We start from the raw sequence: 23,461 nt of genomic DNA, 5'->3' as shown, positions 1-23,461 counted from the left end.
TTTTAAATGGTATTCCGCCTGATGATAGGCGGAATTCTTTAGATTAGAAGTTTAAATTGTTTAGAAATTCTTGTTTGCTAATTTTATTGCCATTGATAGTCACTTGATCGTTTGATTTTAAGTAATCAAGTTCGCTAAATATACCAGAGGTATTACCTTTTTTAAAGGTGACTAATGGCGATCTGCTCAGTGCCATTTGTGTCATTAATTGTAAATTATTGCTTGCTCTTTGTAGCTGATTATCGGTTATTTGTTCTGACTCAGGAGCTTCTATTTGTGACATAAATCTCGCTATTACAGCAAATGGTGCTTCAAGATTTATTGAAAGTTGGTTAATTTTGTCAATGTCTCTATCATAAATTGTCATTTGGTTAAGGTTAGCAATATCAACTAATGCACTAAAATTGAAATCACCAGAAGCATTGTGCCAATGAAATTTTTTAATGTCTATTTTAGTATTGGTGATGTTTGAGTTATTAGCTGAATCTAATAACCAAGATATTTGCTCAAAATTGTCAAAAAATGATTTATCTAACCCTTGAACATTAAGTTCAAAAGTACCATTTCCCATTTGTTGCTTGCCGTAATTAAAAGCATCAATTGCAATATCCATGTTACCTTCAAGGCCAGTTGTTTTATTGGTAAATTTATAGTCCATTGCAAAATTTTTAAGCGCAATTGTTGGTTTATCGGTATTAGCCTTTAAATTAACAAATAAATCATCAACACTATTTTGTGCTTCGAAGAAATAATTTTTATAATCAATTTTATTATCAACTTTTAAATTTTTTAGTTTAATCTCATCACCATCGTGTCTTTTATAATTTAAATTATCAATAACCAATGAAAAAGAAGGTGTTTCAAATCCTAGGTTACCAGACACACTATAATCAATTTGGCCTAGTTCGAGTTTACCTTCAAGAAATTGATAATTAGGATCTTGATCACTCAAAACAATCGGTTGTGTTGTCAGGTTAATGGTTAGATTATCAGAATAAGATAAATTGATATGCCCTTTTGCAAATGGTTGGTTACCAGCAAGTTTCCATAAAATTGGGTTAGATTTTTCTGTACCTTGATACTCAAGCCAAGCCATTTGTGGCGAAAAAGTACCTTGTTTTAAAGCTGCTAGCGGGAATGGTCCATGATGGATGATGACATCTTCATCGTATAGTGTGATAGTCGAGGATGCACTTGCAGATTCAGCGATAATTTTTATATGTGTTTTAGTTGAAAAAATACCCTTTTCATCATTGGAATGGGTGATTTGTACTTCAACATCATTTTGTGAACTATTAACTTGTTTTGTTAGATTTTTTAATGTGTTATCTAATTCAGCTTCAATTACATTGCCTGTATGCCAAGCTATACCAACATAACCAAGGCCTAATATTGTAATAACGCCAATAGCCAGTGTACTTTTCTTCATGTTTACTCTCTCAATTTTTTTACTTTTAATTATTTTTTAATATAACTTACTTTCATGATTTTCGATTAAAAAATGATGTATCGCCTTTTGTTGATTATTCAAAAAGATCTAAAACCTCACTTTTGTTATAAATTTGACCATTAATATTAGCCTCGTTAGTGTCTTTAAGTATATCAATATCGATAAATAAACCTTGTTCTTCACCTTTGCTAAATTTAAATATCGCAGAATCATCGAACATATATACCAAGTTTTTTTGGACCGTTTTTTTCGATTCGTTAAACTGTTGCTCAGTGAGCTCACTATGGTGAGGATCATTATATTGGGCATAGCTGTAGGCAATTACATTAAGGGGTGCATTAACATGCAATGAAAGATTATTAATGCTATCTAAAGGATTATTTTGACTATAAATATCATCAAGCTTTGCGACATCAAGTGATCCTTTAATATTGACATCACCATTAACATTACGCCAGTTTAAATTTTTAAGCTCAAATTTACTGTTAATGGGTTGATCATAGTGAGTTTCTTCATCGATAAATTCTTCGCCAAATATTTTTTTATCTAAACCTTGATAATCAATATCTATTTCTGCTTTACCTAAATTTTGTTGTCCATATAAGATTGAATCAACACTGCTAATAAATGAGCCATTAAGAACTCGAGTATCACTTAAATCAGTTTTTTGTTTGATAGATAGTTTGTTTAATATGATGAAGGGGCGTTCATCATCTGACTCAGGAATTAGGGTAAATTTATCAAGATTAGCATTTAAGGTAATATTTTGATTGATGGAATCAATAGTTCCACTTGCCTTTAAATTCTCGATTGAAAAGGTGTCATTATCAGTTTCGGCATAGTCATAATCATCTAGATAATAAAGATAAATATCTCTTAAATTTGTTTTTAAAGAATCTAAATGCAAATTATAACCAATCATAGTTGACTGTTTTTCGCCATCAAGATCAATGTGAAGCTTATCTAACGTAAGATAGTAAACGGTTTTTTGAGTATGAAATTTATCTAAATCTAGTGTTATCGAAGGGATAGCTGAGTCCATATTACTAATAAATGTAAAACTACCTTTGCCTAATTGGTATTCAAATTTAACATTATCTTCAATTTCTCTATAATGACTGATTTCCTTGCTAAAAAGCTTTACAATCATATTTTCACTATAATCCAAACTAATATAGCCGGTAATAAAGGGTTGATTATCACTAGTCTTCCATGCGGAAGGATTGGATTCTTTGCTAGTTTCAAATTCCACCCAAGCCATTTGTGGTGAAAAAATACCTTGCTTTAAAGCGGCAAGTGGGAAAGGGCCATGATGAATAGTGAAATCCTTATCAGCTAGTGTAAATACCTCAGCAAAACTACCATCTTTAGAGGATAAGGTCATATTAATATGGGTTTTGGTTGAAAATAGCTGTTTTTTATCATTAGAATGGCTGATGTTAATTTTAAATATATTTTGGCTATTATTAAATTGCTCAGTAGCTAGTATTAACGATTTATCTAAATCATTTTCAATCACGTTACCAGTATGCCAGGCAATACCAACATAACTTAAACCTAATACAGCAATAACGCCTAAAGCCAGTGTCTTCTTTTTCATTTTTACTCTTTATATTCTGTTATATTTTTTAGCTAGTTTTCTTGATGCTCGGCAAAATCCGCTAATAAATTTTTAATATAATCAATACGATCTACTCGCTGTAAATCAGATTTAAGCAATTTTAATCGATTTGTACCTTCTAGGCGATAATTTTTTGGCGATTTTTGAATCGTTTCGATTAAATAATCTATTGAAATTTTGTTGTTAGAACCAAATTCTATAAAGCCGCCTTTTTCACCATATTCAATTTTTGTAATGCCCAATTTACTTGCTTGATAGCGGATTTTAGTTGTTTTTAATAAAAATAGCACCGGATCGGGTAATTGACCAAAACGATCGCGCATTTCAACTTGTATATCGGTGAGTTCATCTAGGTTTTCAATACTAGCAATTCGTTTATATAGTGATAATCGGGTATTAACGTCTGGGATAAAATCATCCGGAATTAGGGTTGGTAATCGTAATTCAACTTCAGTTTGTTGATTATTAAGTAGTGATTCGAGGGTAGGCTCTTTCCCCTCTTTAAGCGATTTAACCGCATCATCAAGTAATTCAATGTAAAGATTAAAACCTATTGTTTCAATTTGACCACTTTGATCACTACCGAGTAATTCACCGGCACCTCGTATTTCAAGATCATGGGTGGCTAAAGCAAACCCAGCACCTAAATCTTCTAAAGTAGCAATAGCATCAAGGCGTTTTTTAGCATCTTTAGTTAATAATTTTGGATGTGGCGTCAATAAATAAGCGTAAGCTTGGTGATATGAACGCCCAACTCGACCTCGTAATTGATGTAACTGAGCAAGACCAAATTTATCAGCACGATCGATAATAATGGTATTGGCATTGGGAATGTCAATTCCAGTTTCGACAATAGTGGTACATACTAATAAATTGAATCGTTGGTGATGAAAATCATTCATAACTCGCTCAAGATCACGTTCATGCATCTGACCATGACCTATAGCAACACGAGCTTCGGGTAAGAGTTCAGATAGTTTTTCGGCCACTTTTTCAATATCCGAGACATCATTGTGTAGATAATAAATCTGACCTCCACGCAAAATTTCTCGTAGAATTGCTTCACGAATGACTAAATCATCAGATTCTCGAACAAAGGTCTTTACAGCTAATCGACGCGCAGGCGGTGTGGCAATAATTGATAAATCACGCATACCACTCATTGCCATATTTAGGGTACGTGGAATAGGGGTGGCGGTCAAAGTGAGTATATCGATATTGGCTCGCATTGCTTTGATTCGTTCTTTTTGACGAACACCAAAGCGATGTTCTTCATCGACAATTAATAAGCCTAAATCTTTCCATTTTACATCTTCTTGTAATAATTTATGGGTACCGATGACGATATCGATTTTACCTTCAGCAAGTTCTTGAATAATGGCTTGCTGTTGTTTAGTGGTTTTAAATCGAGACAAACTTTCGATACGGATCGGCCAATTGGCAAATCTATCACAAAAACTTTCATAATGTTGCTGGGCCAGTAATGTAGTCGGTACTAATACGGCGGTCTGCTTATGGTTGATCACAGCTAAGAATGCGGCACGAATAGCCACTTCCGTTTTACCAAAACCAACATCACCACAGACTAATCGATCCATTGCGTAAGGTGAGCACATATCGCCAATAACCGCACCAATGGCATTTTGTTGGTCGTCGGTTTCTTGATACGGGAAAGCTTGGCAAAACAGCTCATATTGTTCACGATCTTGTTTAAATTCAAAACCGGGTTTACTTTCTCGTTCAGCATAAATATCAAGTAATTCAGCGGCAACATCACGTACTTTTTCGGCTGCCTTTTGTCTTGCCTTACTCCAGGTATCAGTACCTAACTTGTTTAGTGGGGCATTATCTTCATCACCGCCAGAATAACGGCTAATTAAATTTAGTGATGAAACAGGAACATAGAGCTTAGTATCATTTGCATAGAGCAGTATAAGGTATTCGGCAGTGATACCACCAGTTTCTAATGTCGTTAAACCCGCATAACGACCAACACCATGCTCTAAATGTACCACTGGTTTACCGGGTGTTAATTCGGCTAAGCTACGAATTAAACTATCGGTATTGATTGCCTGTTTGCTCTCTTTTTTTCGACGAATAACCCGACGACCTAATAGTTCGTTTTCAGTGATAAACGCGAAATTTTGTTGCTGATCGATAAAGCCTTGTTCGCTGGCTCCTATCATCAAAAAGTAGCGATTTTCGGCATTGGCTAATTGATCAAGTTGTGAGATGGATGTTGGATGTATTCGCATTCGGCCTAAGATTTCTTGCAATGCATCTTTACGGCCTTCCGATTCAACAGAAAAGATAATTTTACCTTGGAAATCTTGACTAAATTGCTCAAAATGTAAATAAGGTTGTTTTTGCTGAATTTGGATCGCAATCTCTGGCAATAAACTAAATGGTAAATTAATGTTTTTGTTTGAATCAATAATTTCAGAATGTGATACTGTAATTCGAGGGTATTGTTTAAAATGGGCAAAGATTTCATCGGTTTTTGACCAAATTACCGCTGGCGTTAACAATGGTCGCATTGGATCGACTTTGCGACTTTCATAACGTTGGGTAATATCTTGCCAATATTTATTAGCAAATTGTTCAATATTTGCTGTGTTAATGATCAACGTATTGGATAAAAAGTAAGAAAATAATGGAGTAAGTGGCTCGTTAAAAAATAGTGCCTGCCAATATTCGATACCTGTAGGTAAAATATTTTTACTGACTTGTTGATAGATACTTTCAGGATCGAGTCTCACTTCAAATTGCTCTCGCCATTGACTACGAAATAATTCGATGGATGTTTTATCAAATGGAAACTCATGGGCTGGAAGAAGTTGAATTTCATTAATTTCATCGAGTGTTCTCTGACTTTCAACATCAAAAGTGCGAATACTATCAATTTCGTCATCAAAAAAGTCGATACGATATGGCTTCTCACTACCCATCGGGTAGATATCAAATAGCGCACCGCGAGTAGCATATTCGCCATGCTCCATAACTTGACTGACTGAACGATAACCGGCATTTTCAAGTTGTAACCGCAGATTTTCACGACTTATGGCTAAGCCTTTCTTCATCATAAATACATGCCCACCTAAGTAGTTTTGTGGACACACTTTTTGCATAAGGGTATTAATTGGTAGGATTAAGGCACCCTTAGTTAAATGGCCTAGCTGATAAAGACAAGATAGTCGCTCGGAAACAATATCTTGATGCGGCGAAAAACTATCATAAGGGAGTGTTTCCCAATCGGGAAAAAAAATCGATGGGAAAGTTGAAAATTGTTTCAACTCTTCATGAAGACGAGTTGTTTGTTGCATGTCATCTGTAACAATCACCACTAAACCATCGTGCGCAGCAATGGCCTGTGCACAAAATAGGGATAGGGAAGAACCAACAAGTTGACCGACTTGTTTTACTTCAGCTGATTTTTTAGGAATGATGTTAGAAATATTGTATGTTTTTGACATGTTAGAATAATAGATAATTGCGACAAAGTTAGCCTAAGATTATAACGTAATTATATGGTTGTTTTCTATAACTGTTTAATCCTGTATGATAAGCAGTTAAAATTTAACTGGTTAAACTTAATTGAAAACTTTAGGTACTTTATAACTATTATGTCAAAAATATTTCGTCCATTAGTATTTTATATAGGTTTACGCTATGTATACGGGCAAAAAACCGATGGGTTTGGTCGCTTTGTTTCTTGGCTATCTATGATTGGCATCATGCTCGGTTCTATCGGTTTGATTGTGGTTTTGTCGGTAATGAATGGATTGGAAGATCAGATGCAAAATAGTATCTTAAAGTTTTTCCCCCAAGCGCAAATTACTTCAAAAACCGGAAGAATCGATACAACAGTCATTCATTCGAAACAATTTGAAAATATCCCTGGCGTTGAACGAATTACGCCAATAATTACCGGTGATGTGGTATTACAAAGTCAGCAAAGTATTACGGTTAGTACCTTAATGGGTATCACCGTAGAGGATCATGATCCAATAGAAAATTATGTTTATACAGGTTCAATCGATTCATTACAAGCGGGTAGCTATAATGTGATACTGGGACAGACATTGGCTAATCAACTCGGTGTTTTGGTTGGTGACAAAATTCGCTTAATGGTCACCGATGCTAGCCAGATAACGCCAGTTGGACGCATTCCTTCACAACGTTTATTTACTATAAGTGGTTTATTTTCGGTCAATCATGATATTAACCAAGCGTTAATCTATATCAATCAATCTGATGCCAAAAATTTATTACGGTATCCAGCGAATAATATTAGTGGCTGGCGATTATTTTTAACACATCCACTGGAAATCGCATCAGTAACTAACCATTCGTTACCCGATGATTTAGTTTTTACTGATTGGCGAGCTAAACGTGGTGAATTGTTTCAAGCAATCAAGATGGAAAAAAATGTAATGGGTTTATTAATTAGTTTGATTGTGATTGTGGCAGCTTTTAACATTATTACTTCATTAAGTTTGTTGGTTATGGAAAAACAAGGGGAAGTAGCGATTTTAAAAACGCAAGGCTTGTCACGTTTTAAAATTATGCTGATTTTTATTATTCAAGGTGCGAGTTCTGGTGTCATTGGTACCTTACTCGGTAGTGCCATAGGGCTGTTACTTGCTTCATATCTCAATGAATTGATGTCAGTGCTTGGATTATCCTTTGCTGGTATTGAATTACCTAGTTTGGTTGAGCCTTCACAGATAGTATTTATTATTTTCGGATTACTTATGTTATCACTAATTTCCACACTTTATCCTGCGTATCGTGCAGCCAATATTCAACCAGCGGAGGCTTTACGTTATGAATAATTTACAGCCACTTCTTTCAGCTAAAAATCTTTATAAAACCTATAAAGAAGGCAAAATGGTTACTGAAGTACTAAAAAATGTTTCATTTGATATTTATCCGCAATCATTACTCGCTATTATTGGTAGCTCAGGATCAGGAAAAAGTACTTTATTGCATCTATTAGGTGGATTAGACAAACCAACTTCAGGTGAAATTATTTTTAAATCACAACAGCTTAATCGGTTATCAGAACAAGAAAAAGCACATTTACGTAATCAAGAAATTGGTTTCGTATATCAGTTTCATCATCTACTTCCTGACTTTACCGCATTGGAAAATGTGGCGATGCCTTTATTAATTGCCGGTACTTCACCAAATGAGGCTAAAAAACGGGCTATGGCAATGTTAGAGTCGGTGAATTTAGTTAAACGAGCTAATCACCGCCCAGCAGAGTTATCTGGTGGTGAACGTCAACGAGTGGCAATAGGCAGGGCTTTAATTAATAATCCTGCTTTAGTGATGGCCGATGAACCAACTGGTAACTTAGATAAATCGACCGCTGACGCCATTTTTGATCTGTTAATTAAACTTAATCGAGAACATGGCACGGCATTTTTAGTTGTTACCCATGATTTAGTTTTAGCGAATAAACTTGATCAACAATTGATTATGAGTGATGGCCAGTTGTCTACCTGTAATTCTGTGAAATAAAGCTGAACGGATAATTAAATATGAATTTATCATTAATTACAGCCATTAAATTTCGTAAAGGTCGCCGTAAAAGTGGCATGGTTTCGTTGATATCAATTATTTCAACCTTGAGCATTGCGATTGGTATTGCTGCATTGATTATTGGTTTAAGCGCTATGAATGGTTTTGAACGAGAACTCAACGATCGGGTGTTATCGGTAGTACCACATGGTCAAATTTATTCACAATATGGCAACTTAGATAATTGGCAGCATGTTCAAACCGAGTTACAAGAGAACAAAAATATCTTATCGGTGACGCCTTATGTTAGTTTTACCGGATTGATTGAAAATGGAAGTAAGCTTGGTGCTGTTGAAGTACAAGGATTTGATCCAGAACAAGAACAGAAAATCAGTTCATTACCCAACTATGTCCTTAATAATAGATGGCAAGATTTTAAGGCTGACAGCCAGCAAATCATTTTAGGAGCAGGATTAGCTAAATCATTAGCGGTTAATGAAGGGCAGTGGGTTACCTTACTTATTCCTGTATCAAACAATCCTGAGCAACTTAAGCCCCCTCGGCGTGTTCGTTTGCAAGTACACGGTATTTTAGATCTAAGTGGTACGTTAAGTAACAATGTTGCTTTATTGCCATTAGCTGATTCACAACAGTTACTTGCTATTGGTGACAGTGTCACGGGGTTGATGATTAATGTTGATAATGTCTATCAAGCTAGTGCTATTATTGGTCATGCAACATTAAATCTGGAAGAAGATCTTAGTTTTAATAGTTGGGAACATACCTTTGGCTTCATGTATCGTGATATTCAAATGATTAGACAAATTATGTATTTAGCGATGATTGTGGTTATTGGTGTGGCTTGTTTTAATATTGTGTCGACGCTGGTTATTGCGGTAAAAGATAAACAACGTGATATTGCTATTCTTAAAACACTCGGGGCGACTAATCGTCTAATAAAACGCGTTTTTATTTGGTATGGTGTGCTTTCTGGATTAATCGGTAGTGTGATTGGTGTATTGCTTGGATCTATTTTGGCATGGCAACTTTCCAGTATTATGGGAGTGGTTGAATCAATGATGGGACACAAATTTTTAAACAGCAATATCTATTTTGTTGATTTTTTACCATCAGAAGTTCATCTTTGGGATGTCATCATGGTATTTATTACGGCCATGTTGCTAAGTTTGATTGCCAGTTATTATCCAGCGCAAAGAGCTTGTAAAATCGATCCGGCTCGCGTGCTAAATAGCTATTAATGATAATGAAACATAAACAAGGCGCAATATCTGATTTGCGCCTTATTTTTAATAATATTGATAGCCACTTATCAATTGATAATGCTGATAGCCCCAATATAAAAGTAAAGATGACATTATTAATATCGTGATAATTAATAGTGTGCAGATCTGTTTTTGATAGCGGAATTTTTCTAAACAAACACTAATTAGTCCGCCTAAAATAAGGCCAGTGATAGCTCCACCAATATGTGCCATATTATCAATAGAAGGTAGCAATCCTAACCCAAAGGTCAGTAATAAACTGACTAGGATTGATTTGATTGGCATCTCTTGTAAGTCAGTACGATTAATTAAACAATACGCAAGTAATGCCGTAATAATTCCTAAAATTGCACCTGATGCGCCACAACTAATGACATTATGATTAATAGTGGCAACATCACTGGCTAAACTACCAAATAATCCTGATAATAGATAAATGCCAATAAAGGCTAATGGTGGTAGCAAGCGTTCTAGAATAATGCCAATACTCCACAATGCTAACATATTCATAGCAAGATGGGTTAAGCTAACATGCATAAAAATATTAGTAAATAAGCGCCAATATTGACCTGAAAAAGTTAACTGAGCAACATCAGCACCCCAATCAATCAAGAATCTATTTTGACTAAATGTTGAGAATCCCCGATCATCAAGTAGTCGAGAAATAAAAAAACAAGCTATATTAATCAGTATTAAAATACTGGTAATTTTCGCTTGATTATAGAGCGGTTGAACATTTTTTAAGATAGACATATGCTAAGGTTTCCGTTAAAAAAATCACATTAAATTAGATGATTAATTTAATCAAATCGTTTACCTAAAATAACTAAATCACGTTTGATACCATCAAGTTCAGCAATGTTGGGCAGTAATGCCCATTGTTGATAATGCATTTTTTCGAATAGCTTAATGCTTGGAACATTATGGCCAAAAACATAGCTCAATATAGCGTCAATACCCACTTGTTTGGCAAATGACTCAATTTCTCGTACAACAGTTTGACCAATTTTTTTGCCTCTAAAATCTTGATGAATATATAGGCTTATCTCAACTGTTTTATCATAAGCTGGACGACCATAAAAAGATGACAAACTGACCCAACCACAAGGTTGATTTTGATATTTGATTAACCAAAGTGGACGTTTTTGCGAATTATGCTGTTCAAACCATGCAATTCGGCTTTCAACCGACACCGGCTGCAAATCGGCCGTTACCTGACGACTGGCAATAGTCGAATTATAAACATCAACTATAAAAGGTAAATCATCTAAAGTAGCATCAACATAAGTAATCATAAGTATAAAAGAGAAGTGATTAATTGTTCCTCATTGTAATGGCTTTACTATTAGCAAGCAATATTTGTTAAAATAGATCGAAATATGAAAAATTTCAAAATTGTAACAATAAGTTACTCAAAAAAGCTTTTCTGTAATGTTTTTATTATTGCTTAATTTTTTCTTAACAAATGTTTACATAAAAAATTATTGCATATCATTAATTTTATATTAATATTCTATGCACATCTTTAATGATTTTAGTTTGATGGATTATTAAACTAATAAACATGAAGTTAGATGTTTATCTTATTGTTTTAATTGAAAAATATATGTAAATCATAGCAGGGACTAGCGAAAATATGTTAAAATGTGGTCTTAATCGGGCATCGGGCATCGGGCATCGGGCATCGGGCATCGGGCATCGGGCATCGGGCATCGGGCATCGGGCATCGGGCATCGGGCATGTAATTTATTAAAACAAAAATATTTATATCAGCATTCAAATAAAAGCATATCAAATTTTTTACAATTATTATTTAAACCCCTTTCAAGTTTAGATAATTTATTATCCTATTCTTTCCAGCATTTTTTAAAATTAAAGTTACTTATTATTTTCTTATATCCAATAATATTACCTTGTGCTTATGGTTTAAGTAGTTTTACAGTCAATGTTATTCATGGATTTAGCCCTAAGGTTGATAATGTAAAATTAGCCGCAGATAAGCATGGTTTTACAGTAAATGGTGTATTTTATAGTGAATCAACAGGTAATATAAAAGAAGATGAAATAAAAGAGTTTGATGGTAATTTAACATTTAATCACTTTGTTATAAAACAATTAAATTATCAATCCCTAGACAAACAAAAGAATTATCGAGATAACGATGGAGATAATATCGATCCAGTTCAACCATTCGCGACGACAACAACTACTTGGCAGTGGCTTGATGCAAATGGAGTTAAAATTCCCGATAAGGATAAAAATAAGATAATTGGTTGTGGAAGTGGTTATCCAATGCCATTAAGGTTAGAGATACTTAATCAAGTACAAACCATTTCACAATATGGAATACCAAGAAAAAGTAATTTTGTCACATTAAAGAAAGCGTATAAAATTGCAGCCAAACCTGAACTATGCTATGTAAAACCTAATTCATCATTTATAGAGCCTGATTCTCAGTGGTTCAGTGTTGATAACAATGGAAAGTATATAGGTTGGAATGGTAAGATAACTAATCGTCATTATTTAGCTGGAGGCGGTTATTCCAAGGATTTTGTTCCTAATATGGGCTTCAAAGTTAATCCAACTGCTTCTAATGGTAAAAAATTTCCAACAACAGGATTTCCCGGTGCAAAATTTCAGTTACTTATGAGTGGAGCGCAGCGTGATTATAGTTATAGTATAGTGGCTAATCCTGGAAATAATGTATCAATTGATGCAATGGGGTTTGTTACGTTACATGGTAAACCAACAGGTGATGGAAAAGTAACAATACGGGCTAAACTAATTCGTAATACAGCTGTACAATTTGATTATTCCTTTAATCCTAATTCTGTGTGGGCTAATCCGCAAGGTGATTTCAAAGGAACTTGGGAACAAGCGTCTAACAGATGTGGTCAATTGAGTAATTTATTAACGCGTAAGGAATTAACTAACTCTCCATACAATAACTTGTCGGTTACAATTGGTTCTGAAGAACAGAATGTTTATACACGTGCAATTGATGGAACAGTATTAGGTGAATGGGGATATGTAACAGAGAAAACCTACCCGCAATCAGCTTGGCGTTGGCTAAATAGTATTCCTTATTGGACTAAAGATATTCAAAATGATGAACAAGTTTTTGACGTTTACCCAAATAGTGGGCATGTAGGTATATCAAATGTTAAAGTAAAGCCATGGATAAATTATGTTGTTTGTCGAGGTTAAAAATAATGTCTATCTATTAAGTTATATCATATTTTGTAATATAGATATCTTTAACTGTTGTTATGCCTTTTTATAAACATTTGTAATTTAATGTCCTATATAAAAGAAAGTTACCCAGTCACCGGCGTGATGACGCGATTAGCGTTATCACGCCGAAAAAAACAGAATAAAAAATGAACATTAAAATTAATGACAAATTAGAAATTAGTCAAAGACAAGGTTTTTTAAGCCTAATTGATGAAGGTTCTTTTTTACGAATCTATAATCAATCGGCTTTTATTGTTACGCAAATATTGCAACATAATTTTAAAATATCAGCACATACGATTGGAAAATTCCAACAATATCATTTTGTTTATTGTGCCTTTCCAAAAAGGAATTTACATTTTCATTTTGAAAATATTCGCAAAACTGCTTGGGGGTATGAATTAACTGGTGAATATGACTTAGTTGATTATGATAATTGGTTTAAGCAGTTTTTTGTTCAAACGCATAAAAATTTAAATAGAAATATCACTGCTCAACAATTAGATTCACATTTAACTTCTGGGCATTTGTTTTCAAATGAGCGAAGCGTAGAAATTGAAGGTAAGCCTATATACCTAAATCCTAAACAAATCATGTTTTTAAGAAATTGGCAACGTGGATATAATAACAATATTGTTATAGAAAACTTTATTGAAAGTTTGCAACGCAAATTACGATAAATACCAATTTATTAAAAAATGAAAATTTTGAGGAAAGGGGGTTTTTGCAATCCTAATGAAGCCATTCAATACATTAACCTCGCTTAAAATAATTTATTATCGCCTGATTAACTGCGGTGATTTTTAAATCTTTACGCCAAATCAGATAAATATTTATTTTTAATCTTTTATCTTGATTTGAGATCAATTTTTTATAGGTAACTCCTTCAACTTTAGCTTGTGCCATTGATTGTGGTAGAAGCATCATTGCTTTACCTAATGCAACCTCTAGCAGCATAGATAAATTATCTGCAAGTTCGGCTCGACGAGATAGTGGATGGGCGAGTTTATTGAATACTTGTTCACATTGATCGTAAAAAAAAGGATTTACTTGTTGTTTAAACCAAAATAATGGTAAATCAGTGACATCATCAAGATTTACTTTGTTTTGTTGACAACATGGATGACTTGCCGGTAATACTAATGTTACTGGTTCTTGATAAATGAGTAATGAGTTTTCGCTAAAATCTCTAGTTGGGTAATCGGAGACAATTGCAAAATCAATATTGCCTTTTTGTAGTTCAAGAAGTAGCTCTTTCGAAGTATAGTTATGCTTATATATTTTAGTCTCATCTCTAAATTCTGACAAAAATAATTTAAAGAAAGGAATATAATCAAAAGATAAGGTTTTTGTTGTCCCTACCGTGACCTTTTCAAGAATACTTGTCTTAGTTGCTTTAGTGATAGAGCAAAGATCATTTAATAATTGTGTTACTTTTGATTTTAATATTTCCCCTTCTTTGGTTAATACAACGTTGTGTGAGTTTCGCAAAAATAATGTGCTTTGTAACTTGTCTTCTAAATTTCTAATTTGAGTTGAAAGAGGGGGTTGACTAATGCCCAGTTTTTCAGCTGCACCAGTAAAACTGAGTTCTTCACAAACAGCAATAAAATATTGTAATTGTTTAATCGTTGGTAATCTTTTGCTATAGATGTCCATAAATTTTACTATCCCTAATAAACTATTTCGCTGAGTTGTAAGCGTTTGTGTCATTTATCTATCTAAATTAGATTATTATTATGAATGAGAACTTTGTTTTTTGCATTTGTTTATATGATTTTTTCTGCGATACGAATTTCGTATAACAAAATATGTATTTCTATATTGCTGTATTGTTAGATAACCTCTCTCAAGTTTAATCAATTAGCAATTGGTATTTTGTTCATGGAATCCATCTCTACAGAAGAGCCAATACAGACAAAACCGCGTTTAGTGCTGTCAGCATTATTAATCGTGCTGTTAGTCGGATCGGTTTATATAAGTCAACTTATCTTTCAAGAGATCTCTCAAACTTATGAGATCGATATTTTAGCCGCCAGAAATGTATTCAGCTTATCGTGTTTTTTTTATGCTATCTCGTTTTTTATTTATGGCCCTTTATCGGATAAAGTTTCAACCAAGTTGTTAGTTTTGGTTGGCAGTATTGGAACTGTTTGTTGCCTAGAGTTATCTGTGATTGTAGATAGTTTCAATTTATATTTGATGGTTATGTCATTGATCGGATTTTTTGCCGCAGCGGTTCCGGCAGCATTGTTTGCTTATACAGCTAAAAACACGCCTAATCATAAGTTACCGCAAGCAATGGGTATTATGATTTCAGCTTCAATTATAGGTATTATTTTTAGTCGAAGTTTGGTTGCTATGTTAACTGATTTTTGGTCTTGGCAAGTTGCCTTTGCCATATATGCCGGTTTGATAACGATCGTATGTCTTTTTGTTCCTTTCGCGATAAAACAATCAAGCTATCAATCTTCAACCACCAGTGTACTTGGCACATATTTGACGGCAATTAAAATATTATTTGATAAAACAGTGATAATATTTCTATCTGTTGGTTTTCTACTTTTCTTTGTTTATTTAGGATTATCTTCACTACTCACTTTTTATCTAAAAAGTGCACCTTTTTCTTTATCTGCAACAGTTTTGGGATGGCTTAATTTTGCTGGGCTTAGTGCGATTATTGGCACCATAATTACGAGTAAATTATTACGGGTTATAAATGAACGCTATCTTTTAATCATTTATTTGTTAGCTGTATGTGTAACAGTTGTGACTATTGGCTATAGCTCAAGGTTATATGTTATTGGATTAGGGATTTTTAGTTTGTTTTTATTTGTATTTGGCATTCAACCATTAGTTATTGCCATGCTTAATAAAAATGTACCCATTAATTCACGCGGAGCTATTTCATCTTTATATTTACTTTCTTGTTTGGCAGGAGGCAGTATTGGTACCTATTTATTAGGTATCGTTTATCAAAATATGGCTTGGAATGGCGTGATAGCTATTTGTGTCTTATTGACAATTGTTAATCTAGTTTTAGCGTTAGTTGGTATTCAACTTATCAAAAGTAATCATAGAAAATAAAATTGTAGGTATTAATTATTAAGGAGACTCATCATGAAAAAAAGATTGTTACAATTTTCACTATTTATATTTTGTTGTTTTTATGGAGCATTCTGTATGGCTGATTTAACTAAAATTTCTTCAAGCTTTAGTGCACCAACAGGCATTGCGTTTGATAGTAAGGGATTAATGTATGTAACCAATTGGTCAGGTAACTCAGTTACGAGAGTCAAATCAAATGGTGAAACAGAGACTTTTTATTCAGGTATATCTTCACCAGCTGGTATCGTTATTGATGCAGAAGATAATGTTTATGTTTCATCATATGGCGATGATTACATTGTAAAAATTGATAGTAATGGTAAATCAGAAAAAATATCTGATGGTTATCATACTCCTACTGGTATCGCTTTTTCTAATCAAGGTCAATTACTCATTACTAATCGTTCAACTGGTGAGATAGTTTCTCTTGATCTTAAAACTAAGAAAAAAAGCATTATTGCGCGTGGATTGACCACACCAGTTGGTGTAACTCAATTAGCTGATAACAGTTTAGTTGTTTCACAATACAGTGGTCGTTTAACCATGATCAGCCCAAATGGCACTAAAACTGAGCTAGGTTCGGATTTTAATCGCCCAGGTGTTGGTATTGTTACAGTTGCACCAAATGTTGCCGCCGTTATTGATAATGGTGCTGGAGTGGTTCGACAAATTGATGTAAAAACTAAAAAAGTATCGACCTTAGTTGGCAATTTATCTGGAGCAGTAGCGTTAGCTTATCATAATGGTAGCTATTATATTGGTACTTGGGGTGACGGTACTGTATATGAATTGAAAGATAAATAAAATTATCTTCAATATTTTAATAAGTTTTACAAAGATATTAGCTAACAATAAATATTAATAGGAGAATTAACTACATAAAATTATAAGGGAATTTCTATATGCGATAGAAAAGTGAAAGAGGTAATTTACAACTAATCGTGATGTTCTATAATAATTCTGTTTATCATTAAAAGAAATCGTATTAGGAATATCAATGAAACAACGAGTAAAAGAACCTTATTATGCTTTCAATCCTAAAGAGGCGCATTTTTTGTTTGAGCGTACAATTAGATTTGAATCACGAGCAGAGCTTTTGGCAAAAATTTCCCGAATAATACATCGTATGTATTTTCCTAAAAAGGCAATAATCACTTTTTTTGCTTTGATTGTTGCCCTTATCCTCGCCATTATAGTAACTTATATAGTTAATTTATTCTCGCCTTCTTTTGCCAACAAAGTTGGAAAGTATTTGACTGTAATTCCATTAATTAACATAGGAATTTTAGTCTATCTTGTAGATCATTATTTAAAAATATATTTAGAAATACGTTCAGTTAAGAAGCTTTATAAAAAAAATCTTGAATGGCCTGTTGAATGTTATTGTGCTTATTTCCAAGAAGGTATCTACATAAAATCGATCGATATGGAAGGTATTTTTTATTGGGACGATTTTATGGCTATGGGGTGTAGCAAGGATGCACTTGTTTTCCATTTTTGTCCAGCAAGAACCCCAAGTGGAAAATTTTTCAAGCAATATTATCCTCGATTAGATAATGTTTATATTTTTATTGATGGTGATGAACAAGTTAGGTCGTTAATAGCTGCTGTAAATAAACATTATAAAGATTTAGTAACGTTTAAATAATCAAAGCGAAGATTTAACTCTCTTTTAGCAAGTTTTTGACCAGTAATATTGAGTTTTGCTGGTCAAAAATAGATGAATTTTACGCGAAAACAAACCAAAAATAATTCCAGCGCTTCCTATCATATTTATCTATTTTAAATCTATCTTTATATTGGTAGGGAACACGATGCAATATCTGATAGGTCACTAAAATCAAGCGGTTTATCCCTATGTGTATAGGGAACACGCTAATTATAACCATTTGTTTTATAATTAAAATACTCAGTCTACAATTTCTACCAATTTTTTTGTTATATTTAACTGTGTGTTTATACAGATATTTTAAGTCTTGATAATCACTCTACCGCGAGTAATATCGCTAATATTTTTTTTGAGTATAGCTAGATTATCTAGTGTGATAGCAATACTGACAGTTACGCCTTCAGCATCAAAATCTTGTTGTTCAATGAGCGCATCCAGTTCTTTTAAACGGTTTTCGATAATTGGCCATTCATTGTAATAGCAGTGAAATTGCAAAGAAATTCTAGTGATAAGTTCAATTAATTCTGCTTGTTGTAAACAATGACTAGCCGAACCACCGTAAGCCCGAATGAGTCCACCTGTACCTAATTTGATACCACCAAAATAACGGGTAACTACCACTACCACCTGATCACAATCTTGACCTTCGATGGCAGATAAAATAGGGCGGCCTGCGGTACTGGTTGGTTCACCATCATCATTAAAGCGATATTGTTGACCAATTTTCCATGCCCAACAATTATGTGTTGCATTTGGATCACTGACGCTGTCGATAAACTCGGCTGCCTGTTGAGCATTAATAATTGGAGCCGCATTGACAATAAAGCGGCTTTTTTTTATCTCTTCGGTTAATTGGCTAGGATTTGTTAATGTATAAGACATACTAATTCTGGTAAAATCGTTTTATTGCAACTCATAATACTCAGCAGAATTAAAATGTCTATCAATTTAGCACAATTAAAACATTCACAACAACAACTAGCCGAACAGGTGAGGCTGGTTGATGAATTTAATCCAGCAATCAAATTAATTGCTGGTACAGATGTTGGTTTTGAGCAAGATGGAACAGTAACTAGAGCTGCGATAGTGACATTGACTTTCCCTGATTTTGATGTGGTTGAGTATCATATTGCGCGATTAGCGACAAGTTTTCCCTATATTCCGGGATATCTATCTTTTCGAGAATACCCAGCATTGTTAAATGCATGGCAACAGCTTAAACATAAACCAGATTTACTATTAGTTGATGGTCAGGGGATAGCGCATCCAAGACGTTTAGGAATTGCTAGTCATCTTGGTTTATTGTTAGATATGCCAACTATAGGTGTCGCAAAAAGCAAATTATGTGGGCAATATCAAGAGCAAGCAAAACAAGCGGGTAATGTAACCCCTTTACTAGATAAACATGAGCAAATTGGTTGGGTATTGCAGAGTAAAAATAATTGTAATCCGTTATTTATTTCAGCAGGACACAAAATTAGTCAAACTAGTGCATTACATTGGGTAAAACAGTGTTTACGAGGTTATCGATTGCCTGAACCAACTCGCTGGGCTGACGCAATTGCATCGAATAAACCATTATTTAGAAAATTTAAGCATGGCAAATAATCAATTACCATTAAAACAAGGTGGATTTACCTTTAGGCGTTTTTTTGTTGCTCACGACGAAAGTCCAATGAAGGTGACAACTGATAGTTGTTTATTAGGTGCATGGGTACCAATTAAAGGTGATGTACAACATGTTTTAGATATCGGTACTGGATGTGGCGTAATTGCCTTAATGTTGGCTCAACGTTTAGAACATCAGGCATGTCAAATTGATGCGATTGATATCGATATGCAAGCTATATTGCAATGTCGTGAGAATAGCTTAAATGCAGGCTTTAAAAATATTAAGCCATTAAATATCGATGTGAATCAATTTAGGACTACTGAGCGAAGATGTTATGATTTAATTGTCACTAATCCTCCTTATTTTCAGTCTGCTGTAGAGTGTCGTAGTACAGAACGGCAATTAGCCCGTTATACAGAAAGTCTTAACTATCAGCAACTTATTGATGTAGTAAAACGATTATTAAATCCGCAAGGGTTGTTTGGTTTAGTTTTACCTTATCATCTTACTGAACAATTTAAACAATTAACTGCGTTAAACCAGTTATATTTATGTCATGAACTGCAAGTTAAATATACAGCAAATAAAGACTATTCGTTAGTACTGATGGCATTTTCATTTAATCAGCATGCTAGTGTTGAACGCCAATCACTGTGTATGCGAGATGAACAAGGGCGTTATTCCCAACAATTTAGACAACTGTTGGCCGACTTTTATCTATTTCGTAAATAACGCCTTAATTATTGATTAATGAGGAATGATATAAAAATAAACAATGGCTATAATGGCAAGTACCACTATAGCTATGGCATAAATTTTATCATGTAAATAGCTAAACGCTGATAGTTGTCTTTGCTTTCTGGCATAAAGATAAAACAGTAGCCCAACACTATATAAGATCATTGATAGTAGTAAATATGATACGCCACCAGCATAGATCAACCAAAATCCATATAGCGAGCCAAATGCACCAATGAAAATGAGATATTTTCTAGGTTGATGTATTGCTAATTTAAACATAAACAGTGCTGAAAGTAGATAGGGGATAAGCACCATAGATGTTGATAATTGAATCAGCGTGTTATAACCAGATTCATAAAAATGAGCAAGTATAATTAATAAGCTAATTAAGCTGGTTGTTAACCATAAAGCATTAGCTGGTGTGCTGTTTTTATTAAGTTTACCAAAGCATCTAGGAACAGTATGTTGTTTACCTTGACCGGCTAAAAATAACATTTCTGCAGCTAACATTAACCATGATAATAATCCACCACTTACTGAAACTATCAAACCAATATTAATAAATGTGGCGCCCCAACTACCAACGACATGTTCAATGACTAGTGCCATTGACGGATTTTTCATTTGTGCGAGTTCATGTTGTGGCACAATGCCTAATGAAAGAACGGAAACACAAACTAATAAAAGACTAGTAATGGCAAAACCAAAAAAGGTGGCTCGACTTATACTGATTATATTTTTCGCTCGTGCAGCATAGACAGTAGCACTTTCAATCCCCAAATAAACCCATACAGTATAAAGCATAGTATATTTTACCTGATCAATGATTGAACCTAATTGTGGTGTTCCCCAAAAATCAGTGTTAAAAGTTGAAATTTTAAAGGCTAAAACAACACAAACGATAAATAAACCGATAGGTACAATTTTAGCTAGCGTTACTAGGCAATTAAGTAAAAATGCTTGGTAAATTCCGTTAATGACAAAAAAGTGCATAATCCATAAAAGGATAAGTCCGGCAATAACGGCAGGAATTGTCGTACCATTACCAAAAAATGCAAAACAATCAAAAGAGCCTAATGCACTAAATAAGATAACTAAATAGCTAGTACAAGACATCCAAGCTGATATCCAATAACCCCACGCGGCATTAAAACCGATATAATCCCCAAATCCTTCACGAACATAACCATATAAACCTTCATTAATTTTGTAAAACCGAATAGAAAGATATTGAAATATTCGTGTCAGCATAAACATGCCGAATAATGTTACGGCCCATGCGATAAGTATCGCACCGGCACCGGCACCTTCAGCCATATTTTGTGGTAGGCTAAAAATACCACTACCGACAATACTTCCCACCACCAGTAATGTGAGAGGAAGTATGCCAAGCTTTTTTCTTACTGGTGTATTCATATTGTTTTCTTATTTAGTTTGTTTAATTTTTGTGGTTTTTTAAATTAAAATCGCAATGACATACAGCTTACTCCACCATCGATTTTGCGATATTCTGAAGTATCAACTTCAATGACCTGATAACCGAGTGCTTCAATTTTGGCTTTAGTAATAGGATAACCAGCCGGCATTATCACTCGTTCATTGACCCATATACAGTTAGCGGCATAACTTTCTTGTTCAGGGATTTCAATGATATTGAGATGTTGAAATTCTGGCTTAGTAATAAATTCACCTGCAGCTAATAAGTTATTGTGTTCCAAATAGGCAAGTCCCGTTTTTAAGTGTAATACTTTTTCTAAAGTGACGACCGAACCAGTTAAACCATATTTTTCCAATATTGCAATCATTTGGTTTGCACCTTCTTGATTGGTTCGAGCGGAAAGACCAATGTAAAAGTGATTTTCAACCATCATGATGTCACCCGCTTCTACGGTGCCTGGTGCCTTAATATATTCAACTTTATTTGGATAAAAACGACTAACAGCCTCAGTAATTAGTTCTGTTTCAGCTCGACGAGATTCGGCTCCTGGTCTAGTAATGATTACGCAATGAGGTGTACAAAGGGCAACATCTTCAACAAAAACTGAATCAGGAAATTCTTCACAGGCTGGTAGAATGGTGATATCGACATCGCATTGTTGTAATGCTCGAATGTAGCTGTTATGTTGATCGAGCGCTTTTTGATAGTCAGGTTTGCCTAGATTAGCTGACGTTAAGCCATTAATTAATGATTTCGCCGGTGTTCTAGCAATGATATGACTAAATTTTTTCATCTTATAAATTCCTTGTAATAGTTATGCAGTAATTTTGAATAATAATTCATTAAAAAAACAAAATCAAGCTTGTTGATTAGCTTATAGGTTTGTAATATGCATTTTTATGCTATTTTGTTGATCAGAAATATTGAGAGGAATTTATAAATGGTGAGCAACAACAATTAATTGTTTATATTTAAAATAAGCATCGCTAATATGAGATTAGAAGTAGGGCGAATTATCGCCCGATAATATAAAGATTATTCACCAGCAAAATCGACTAACGTATAGCAGTTGATTCCCATAGCGGTTAATTTGGTTTTACCCTGTAAATCAGGTAAATTGATGACAAAAGCGGCATCTTCAGCGATCCCTCCCGCTTTTTGAATTAATTTAGCGGTTGCTGCAACGGTCCCTCCTGTTGCTAGTAAATCGTCAATAATCAATACTCGCTCATTAGGTTTTATGGCATCACAATGCATTTCTAAAGTATCGGTACCATATTCGAGTTGATATTCTTCTCTAAAAACGTGACGCGGTAACTTATTCGGTTTTCTAACAGGTACAAAACCAACACCTAAGGCTAAAGCAAGAGGGGCGGCAAAAATAAAACCACGCGCTTCGGTGCCAACAACTTTATCGATTTTTTTATCTTTATAATGCTCAATTAAAAGATCGATTGATGTTCTGAAGGCGATTGGGTCTTCTAATAAACTGGTAATATCCCGAAATAAAATCCCTTGTTTAGGATAATTAGGTATAGTAATAATACTATTTCTGATAAGTTCAAGTTTTGATTGAGTCATATTAAATGTTCTCTAACTATTCTCTTTAAGAGCAAATAATATTTTATTATATACCTATGCGGTTTTGACTGGCAATAAACAAACAGTTAACACACCGTAAAATCTAGAGATTGGTTAGTTTAAGTACGAATAGAAATATTTTTAAACGATAATTTTATCTCGGTTATGATTTTACTTTTTACAAACTTTTACAATTAA

20 protein-coding genes are annotated in these 23,461 nt (G+C 34.0%); 10 read left to right on the top strand and 10 right to left on the bottom strand.

The features are described 5' to 3' along the window. Nucleotides 1-43: 43 nt before the first annotated feature. From H3S74_RS03715 to mfd, 3 genes are all read right to left on the bottom strand, one after another. Complete coding sequence (locus H3S74_RS03715; protein WP_198247251.1) at nucleotides 44-1,429, bottom strand: YdgA family protein; 1,386 nt, start codon at nucleotides 1,427-1,429, stop codon at nucleotides 44-46. Nucleotides 1,430-1,523: 94 nt separating this feature from the next. Further along, the gene (locus H3S74_RS03710; protein ID WP_198247250.1) at nucleotides 1,524-3,050 is read right to left on the bottom strand and encodes a DUF945 family protein; all 1,527 of its coding nucleotides are present in this window, start codon (nucleotides 3,048-3,050) and stop codon (nucleotides 1,524-1,526) included. 32 nt (nucleotides 3,051-3,082) lie between these two features. Beyond that, nucleotides 3,083-6,544, bottom strand: a complete 3,462-nt coding sequence (mfd, locus tag H3S74_RS03705) for a transcription-repair coupling factor (protein ID WP_198247249.1) — start codon at nucleotides 6,542-6,544, stop codon at nucleotides 3,083-3,085. A 159-nt stretch (nucleotides 6,545-6,703) separates the two neighbouring features. Between mfd and lolC the strand changes: the two genes are divergently transcribed. Genes lolC through lolE form a run of 3 tightly spaced genes read left to right on the top strand, consistent with a single transcriptional unit; the run spans nucleotide 6,704 to nucleotide 9,856 of the window. After that, nucleotides 6,704-7,906: a lipoprotein-releasing ABC transporter permease subunit LolC gene (gene lolC / locus H3S74_RS03700; protein WP_198201121.1), complete on the top strand. Its 1,203-nt coding sequence runs from the start codon at nucleotides 6,704-6,706 to the stop codon at nucleotides 7,904-7,906. Then, nucleotides 7,899-8,597 (top strand): lipoprotein-releasing ABC transporter ATP-binding protein LolD, encoded by a 699-nt coding sequence (gene lolD / locus H3S74_RS03695; RefSeq protein ID WP_198247248.1) that lies wholly within the window; start codon nucleotides 7,899-7,901, stop codon nucleotides 8,595-8,597. Before lolC ends, lolD begins: the two co-directional genes overlap by 8 nt. A gap of 20 nt (nucleotides 8,598-8,617) precedes the next feature. Continuing rightward, nucleotides 8,618-9,856, top strand: coding sequence for a lipoprotein-releasing ABC transporter permease subunit LolE (gene lolE, locus H3S74_RS03690; RefSeq protein ID WP_198247247.1), 1,239 nt, complete (start codon nucleotides 8,618-8,620; stop codon nucleotides 9,854-9,856). Nucleotides 9,857-9,904: 48 nt separating this feature from the next. On the opposite strand, the gene H3S74_RS03685 is transcribed toward lolE, so the two are convergent. Further along, nucleotides 9,905-10,633 carry a rhomboid family intramembrane serine protease gene (locus tag H3S74_RS03685; RefSeq protein WP_198247246.1) on the bottom strand — a complete coding sequence of 243 codons (729 nt, stop codon included), beginning with the start codon at nucleotides 10,631-10,633 and terminating at the stop codon, nucleotides 9,905-9,907. A 47-nt stretch (nucleotides 10,634-10,680) separates the two neighbouring features. Beyond that, the gene (locus tag H3S74_RS03680; RefSeq protein ID WP_198247245.1) at nucleotides 10,681-11,175 is read right to left on the bottom strand and encodes a GNAT family N-acetyltransferase; all 495 of its coding nucleotides are present in this window, start codon (nucleotides 11,173-11,175) and stop codon (nucleotides 10,681-10,683) included. Between the two features lie 997 nt (nucleotides 11,176-12,172). On the opposite strand from H3S74_RS03680, the gene H3S74_RS03675 reads away from it, so the two are divergent. Then, entirely contained in the window at nucleotides 12,173-13,087 is a 915-nt protein-coding gene (locus H3S74_RS03675; protein WP_198247244.1) for a hypothetical protein, read from the top strand. Nucleotides 13,088-13,260: 173 nt separating this feature from the next. Then, nucleotides 13,261-13,794 carry a hypothetical protein gene (locus H3S74_RS03670; RefSeq protein WP_198220317.1) on the top strand — a complete coding sequence of 178 codons (534 nt, stop codon included), beginning with the start codon at nucleotides 13,261-13,263 and terminating at the stop codon, nucleotides 13,792-13,794. Between the two features lie 73 nt (nucleotides 13,795-13,867). Here the strand turns inward: H3S74_RS03670 and H3S74_RS03665 are convergent, their stop codons facing one another. Then, the gene (locus tag H3S74_RS03665; protein ID WP_198247243.1) at nucleotides 13,868-14,827 is read right to left on the bottom strand and encodes a LysR family transcriptional regulator; all 960 of its coding nucleotides are present in this window, start codon (nucleotides 14,825-14,827) and stop codon (nucleotides 13,868-13,870) included. A gap of 171 nt (nucleotides 14,828-14,998) precedes the next feature. Here H3S74_RS03665 and H3S74_RS03660 point away from each other — a divergent pair, with 171 nt between their 5' ends. From H3S74_RS03660 to H3S74_RS03650, 3 genes are all read left to right on the top strand, one after another. After that, nucleotides 14,999-16,201 (top strand): MFS transporter, encoded by a 1,203-nt coding sequence (locus tag H3S74_RS03660; protein ID WP_198247242.1) that lies wholly within the window; start codon nucleotides 14,999-15,001, stop codon nucleotides 16,199-16,201. Nucleotides 16,202-16,234: 33 nt separating this feature from the next. Continuing rightward, entirely contained in the window at nucleotides 16,235-17,026 is a 792-nt protein-coding gene (locus H3S74_RS03655) for a hypothetical protein (protein ID WP_198247241.1), read from the top strand. A 193-nt stretch (nucleotides 17,027-17,219) separates the two neighbouring features. Continuing rightward, entirely contained in the window at nucleotides 17,220-17,870 is a 651-nt protein-coding gene (locus H3S74_RS03650) for a hypothetical protein (RefSeq protein ID WP_198247240.1), read from the top strand. 321 nt (nucleotides 17,871-18,191) lie between these two features. Here the strand turns inward: H3S74_RS03650 and H3S74_RS03645 are convergent, their stop codons facing one another. Continuing rightward, nucleotides 18,192-18,773, bottom strand: coding sequence for a YigZ family protein (locus H3S74_RS03645; protein WP_198247239.1), 582 nt, complete (start codon nucleotides 18,771-18,773; stop codon nucleotides 18,192-18,194). Between the two features lie 60 nt (nucleotides 18,774-18,833). Between H3S74_RS03645 and nfi the strand changes: the two genes are divergently transcribed. Both nfi and H3S74_RS03635 read left to right on the top strand, forming a co-directional pair. Then, the gene (gene nfi / locus H3S74_RS03640) at nucleotides 18,834-19,499 is read left to right on the top strand and encodes a deoxyribonuclease V (RefSeq protein WP_198221108.1); all 666 of its coding nucleotides are present in this window, start codon (nucleotides 18,834-18,836) and stop codon (nucleotides 19,497-19,499) included. After that, nucleotides 19,489-20,235 carry a tRNA1(Val) (adenine(37)-N6)-methyltransferase gene (locus H3S74_RS03635; RefSeq protein WP_198247238.1) on the top strand — a complete coding sequence of 249 codons (747 nt, stop codon included), beginning with the start codon at nucleotides 19,489-19,491 and terminating at the stop codon, nucleotides 20,233-20,235. Before nfi ends, H3S74_RS03635 begins: the two co-directional genes overlap by 11 nt. 15 nt (nucleotides 20,236-20,250) lie before the next feature. On the opposite strand, the gene H3S74_RS03630 is transcribed toward H3S74_RS03635, so the two are convergent. The 3 genes from H3S74_RS03630 to apt form a co-directional block, all read right to left on the bottom strand. Further along, complete coding sequence (locus H3S74_RS03630) at nucleotides 20,251-21,660, bottom strand: basic amino acid/polyamine antiporter (RefSeq protein ID WP_198247237.1); 1,410 nt, start codon at nucleotides 21,658-21,660, stop codon at nucleotides 20,251-20,253. A 44-nt stretch (nucleotides 21,661-21,704) separates the two neighbouring features. After that, the gene (ddaH, locus tag H3S74_RS03625) at nucleotides 21,705-22,475 is read right to left on the bottom strand and encodes a dimethylargininase (RefSeq protein WP_110447800.1); all 771 of its coding nucleotides are present in this window, start codon (nucleotides 22,473-22,475) and stop codon (nucleotides 21,705-21,707) included. Between the two features lie 242 nt (nucleotides 22,476-22,717). Continuing rightward, nucleotides 22,718-23,263, bottom strand: a complete 546-nt coding sequence (gene apt / locus H3S74_RS03620; protein WP_110447801.1) for an adenine phosphoribosyltransferase — start codon at nucleotides 23,261-23,263, stop codon at nucleotides 22,718-22,720. Nucleotides 23,264-23,461: the final 198 nt, after the last annotated feature.

The sequence above is a fragment of the Gilliamella sp. W8126 genome (genome assembly GCF_016102185.1).
Taxonomy (GTDB): Bacteria; Pseudomonadota; Gammaproteobacteria; order Enterobacterales; family Orbaceae; genus Gilliamella; species Gilliamella apis_A.
Note: the sequence above shows the minus strand (reverse complement) of the source record. Positions and strands in the feature narration are given on the sequence as shown.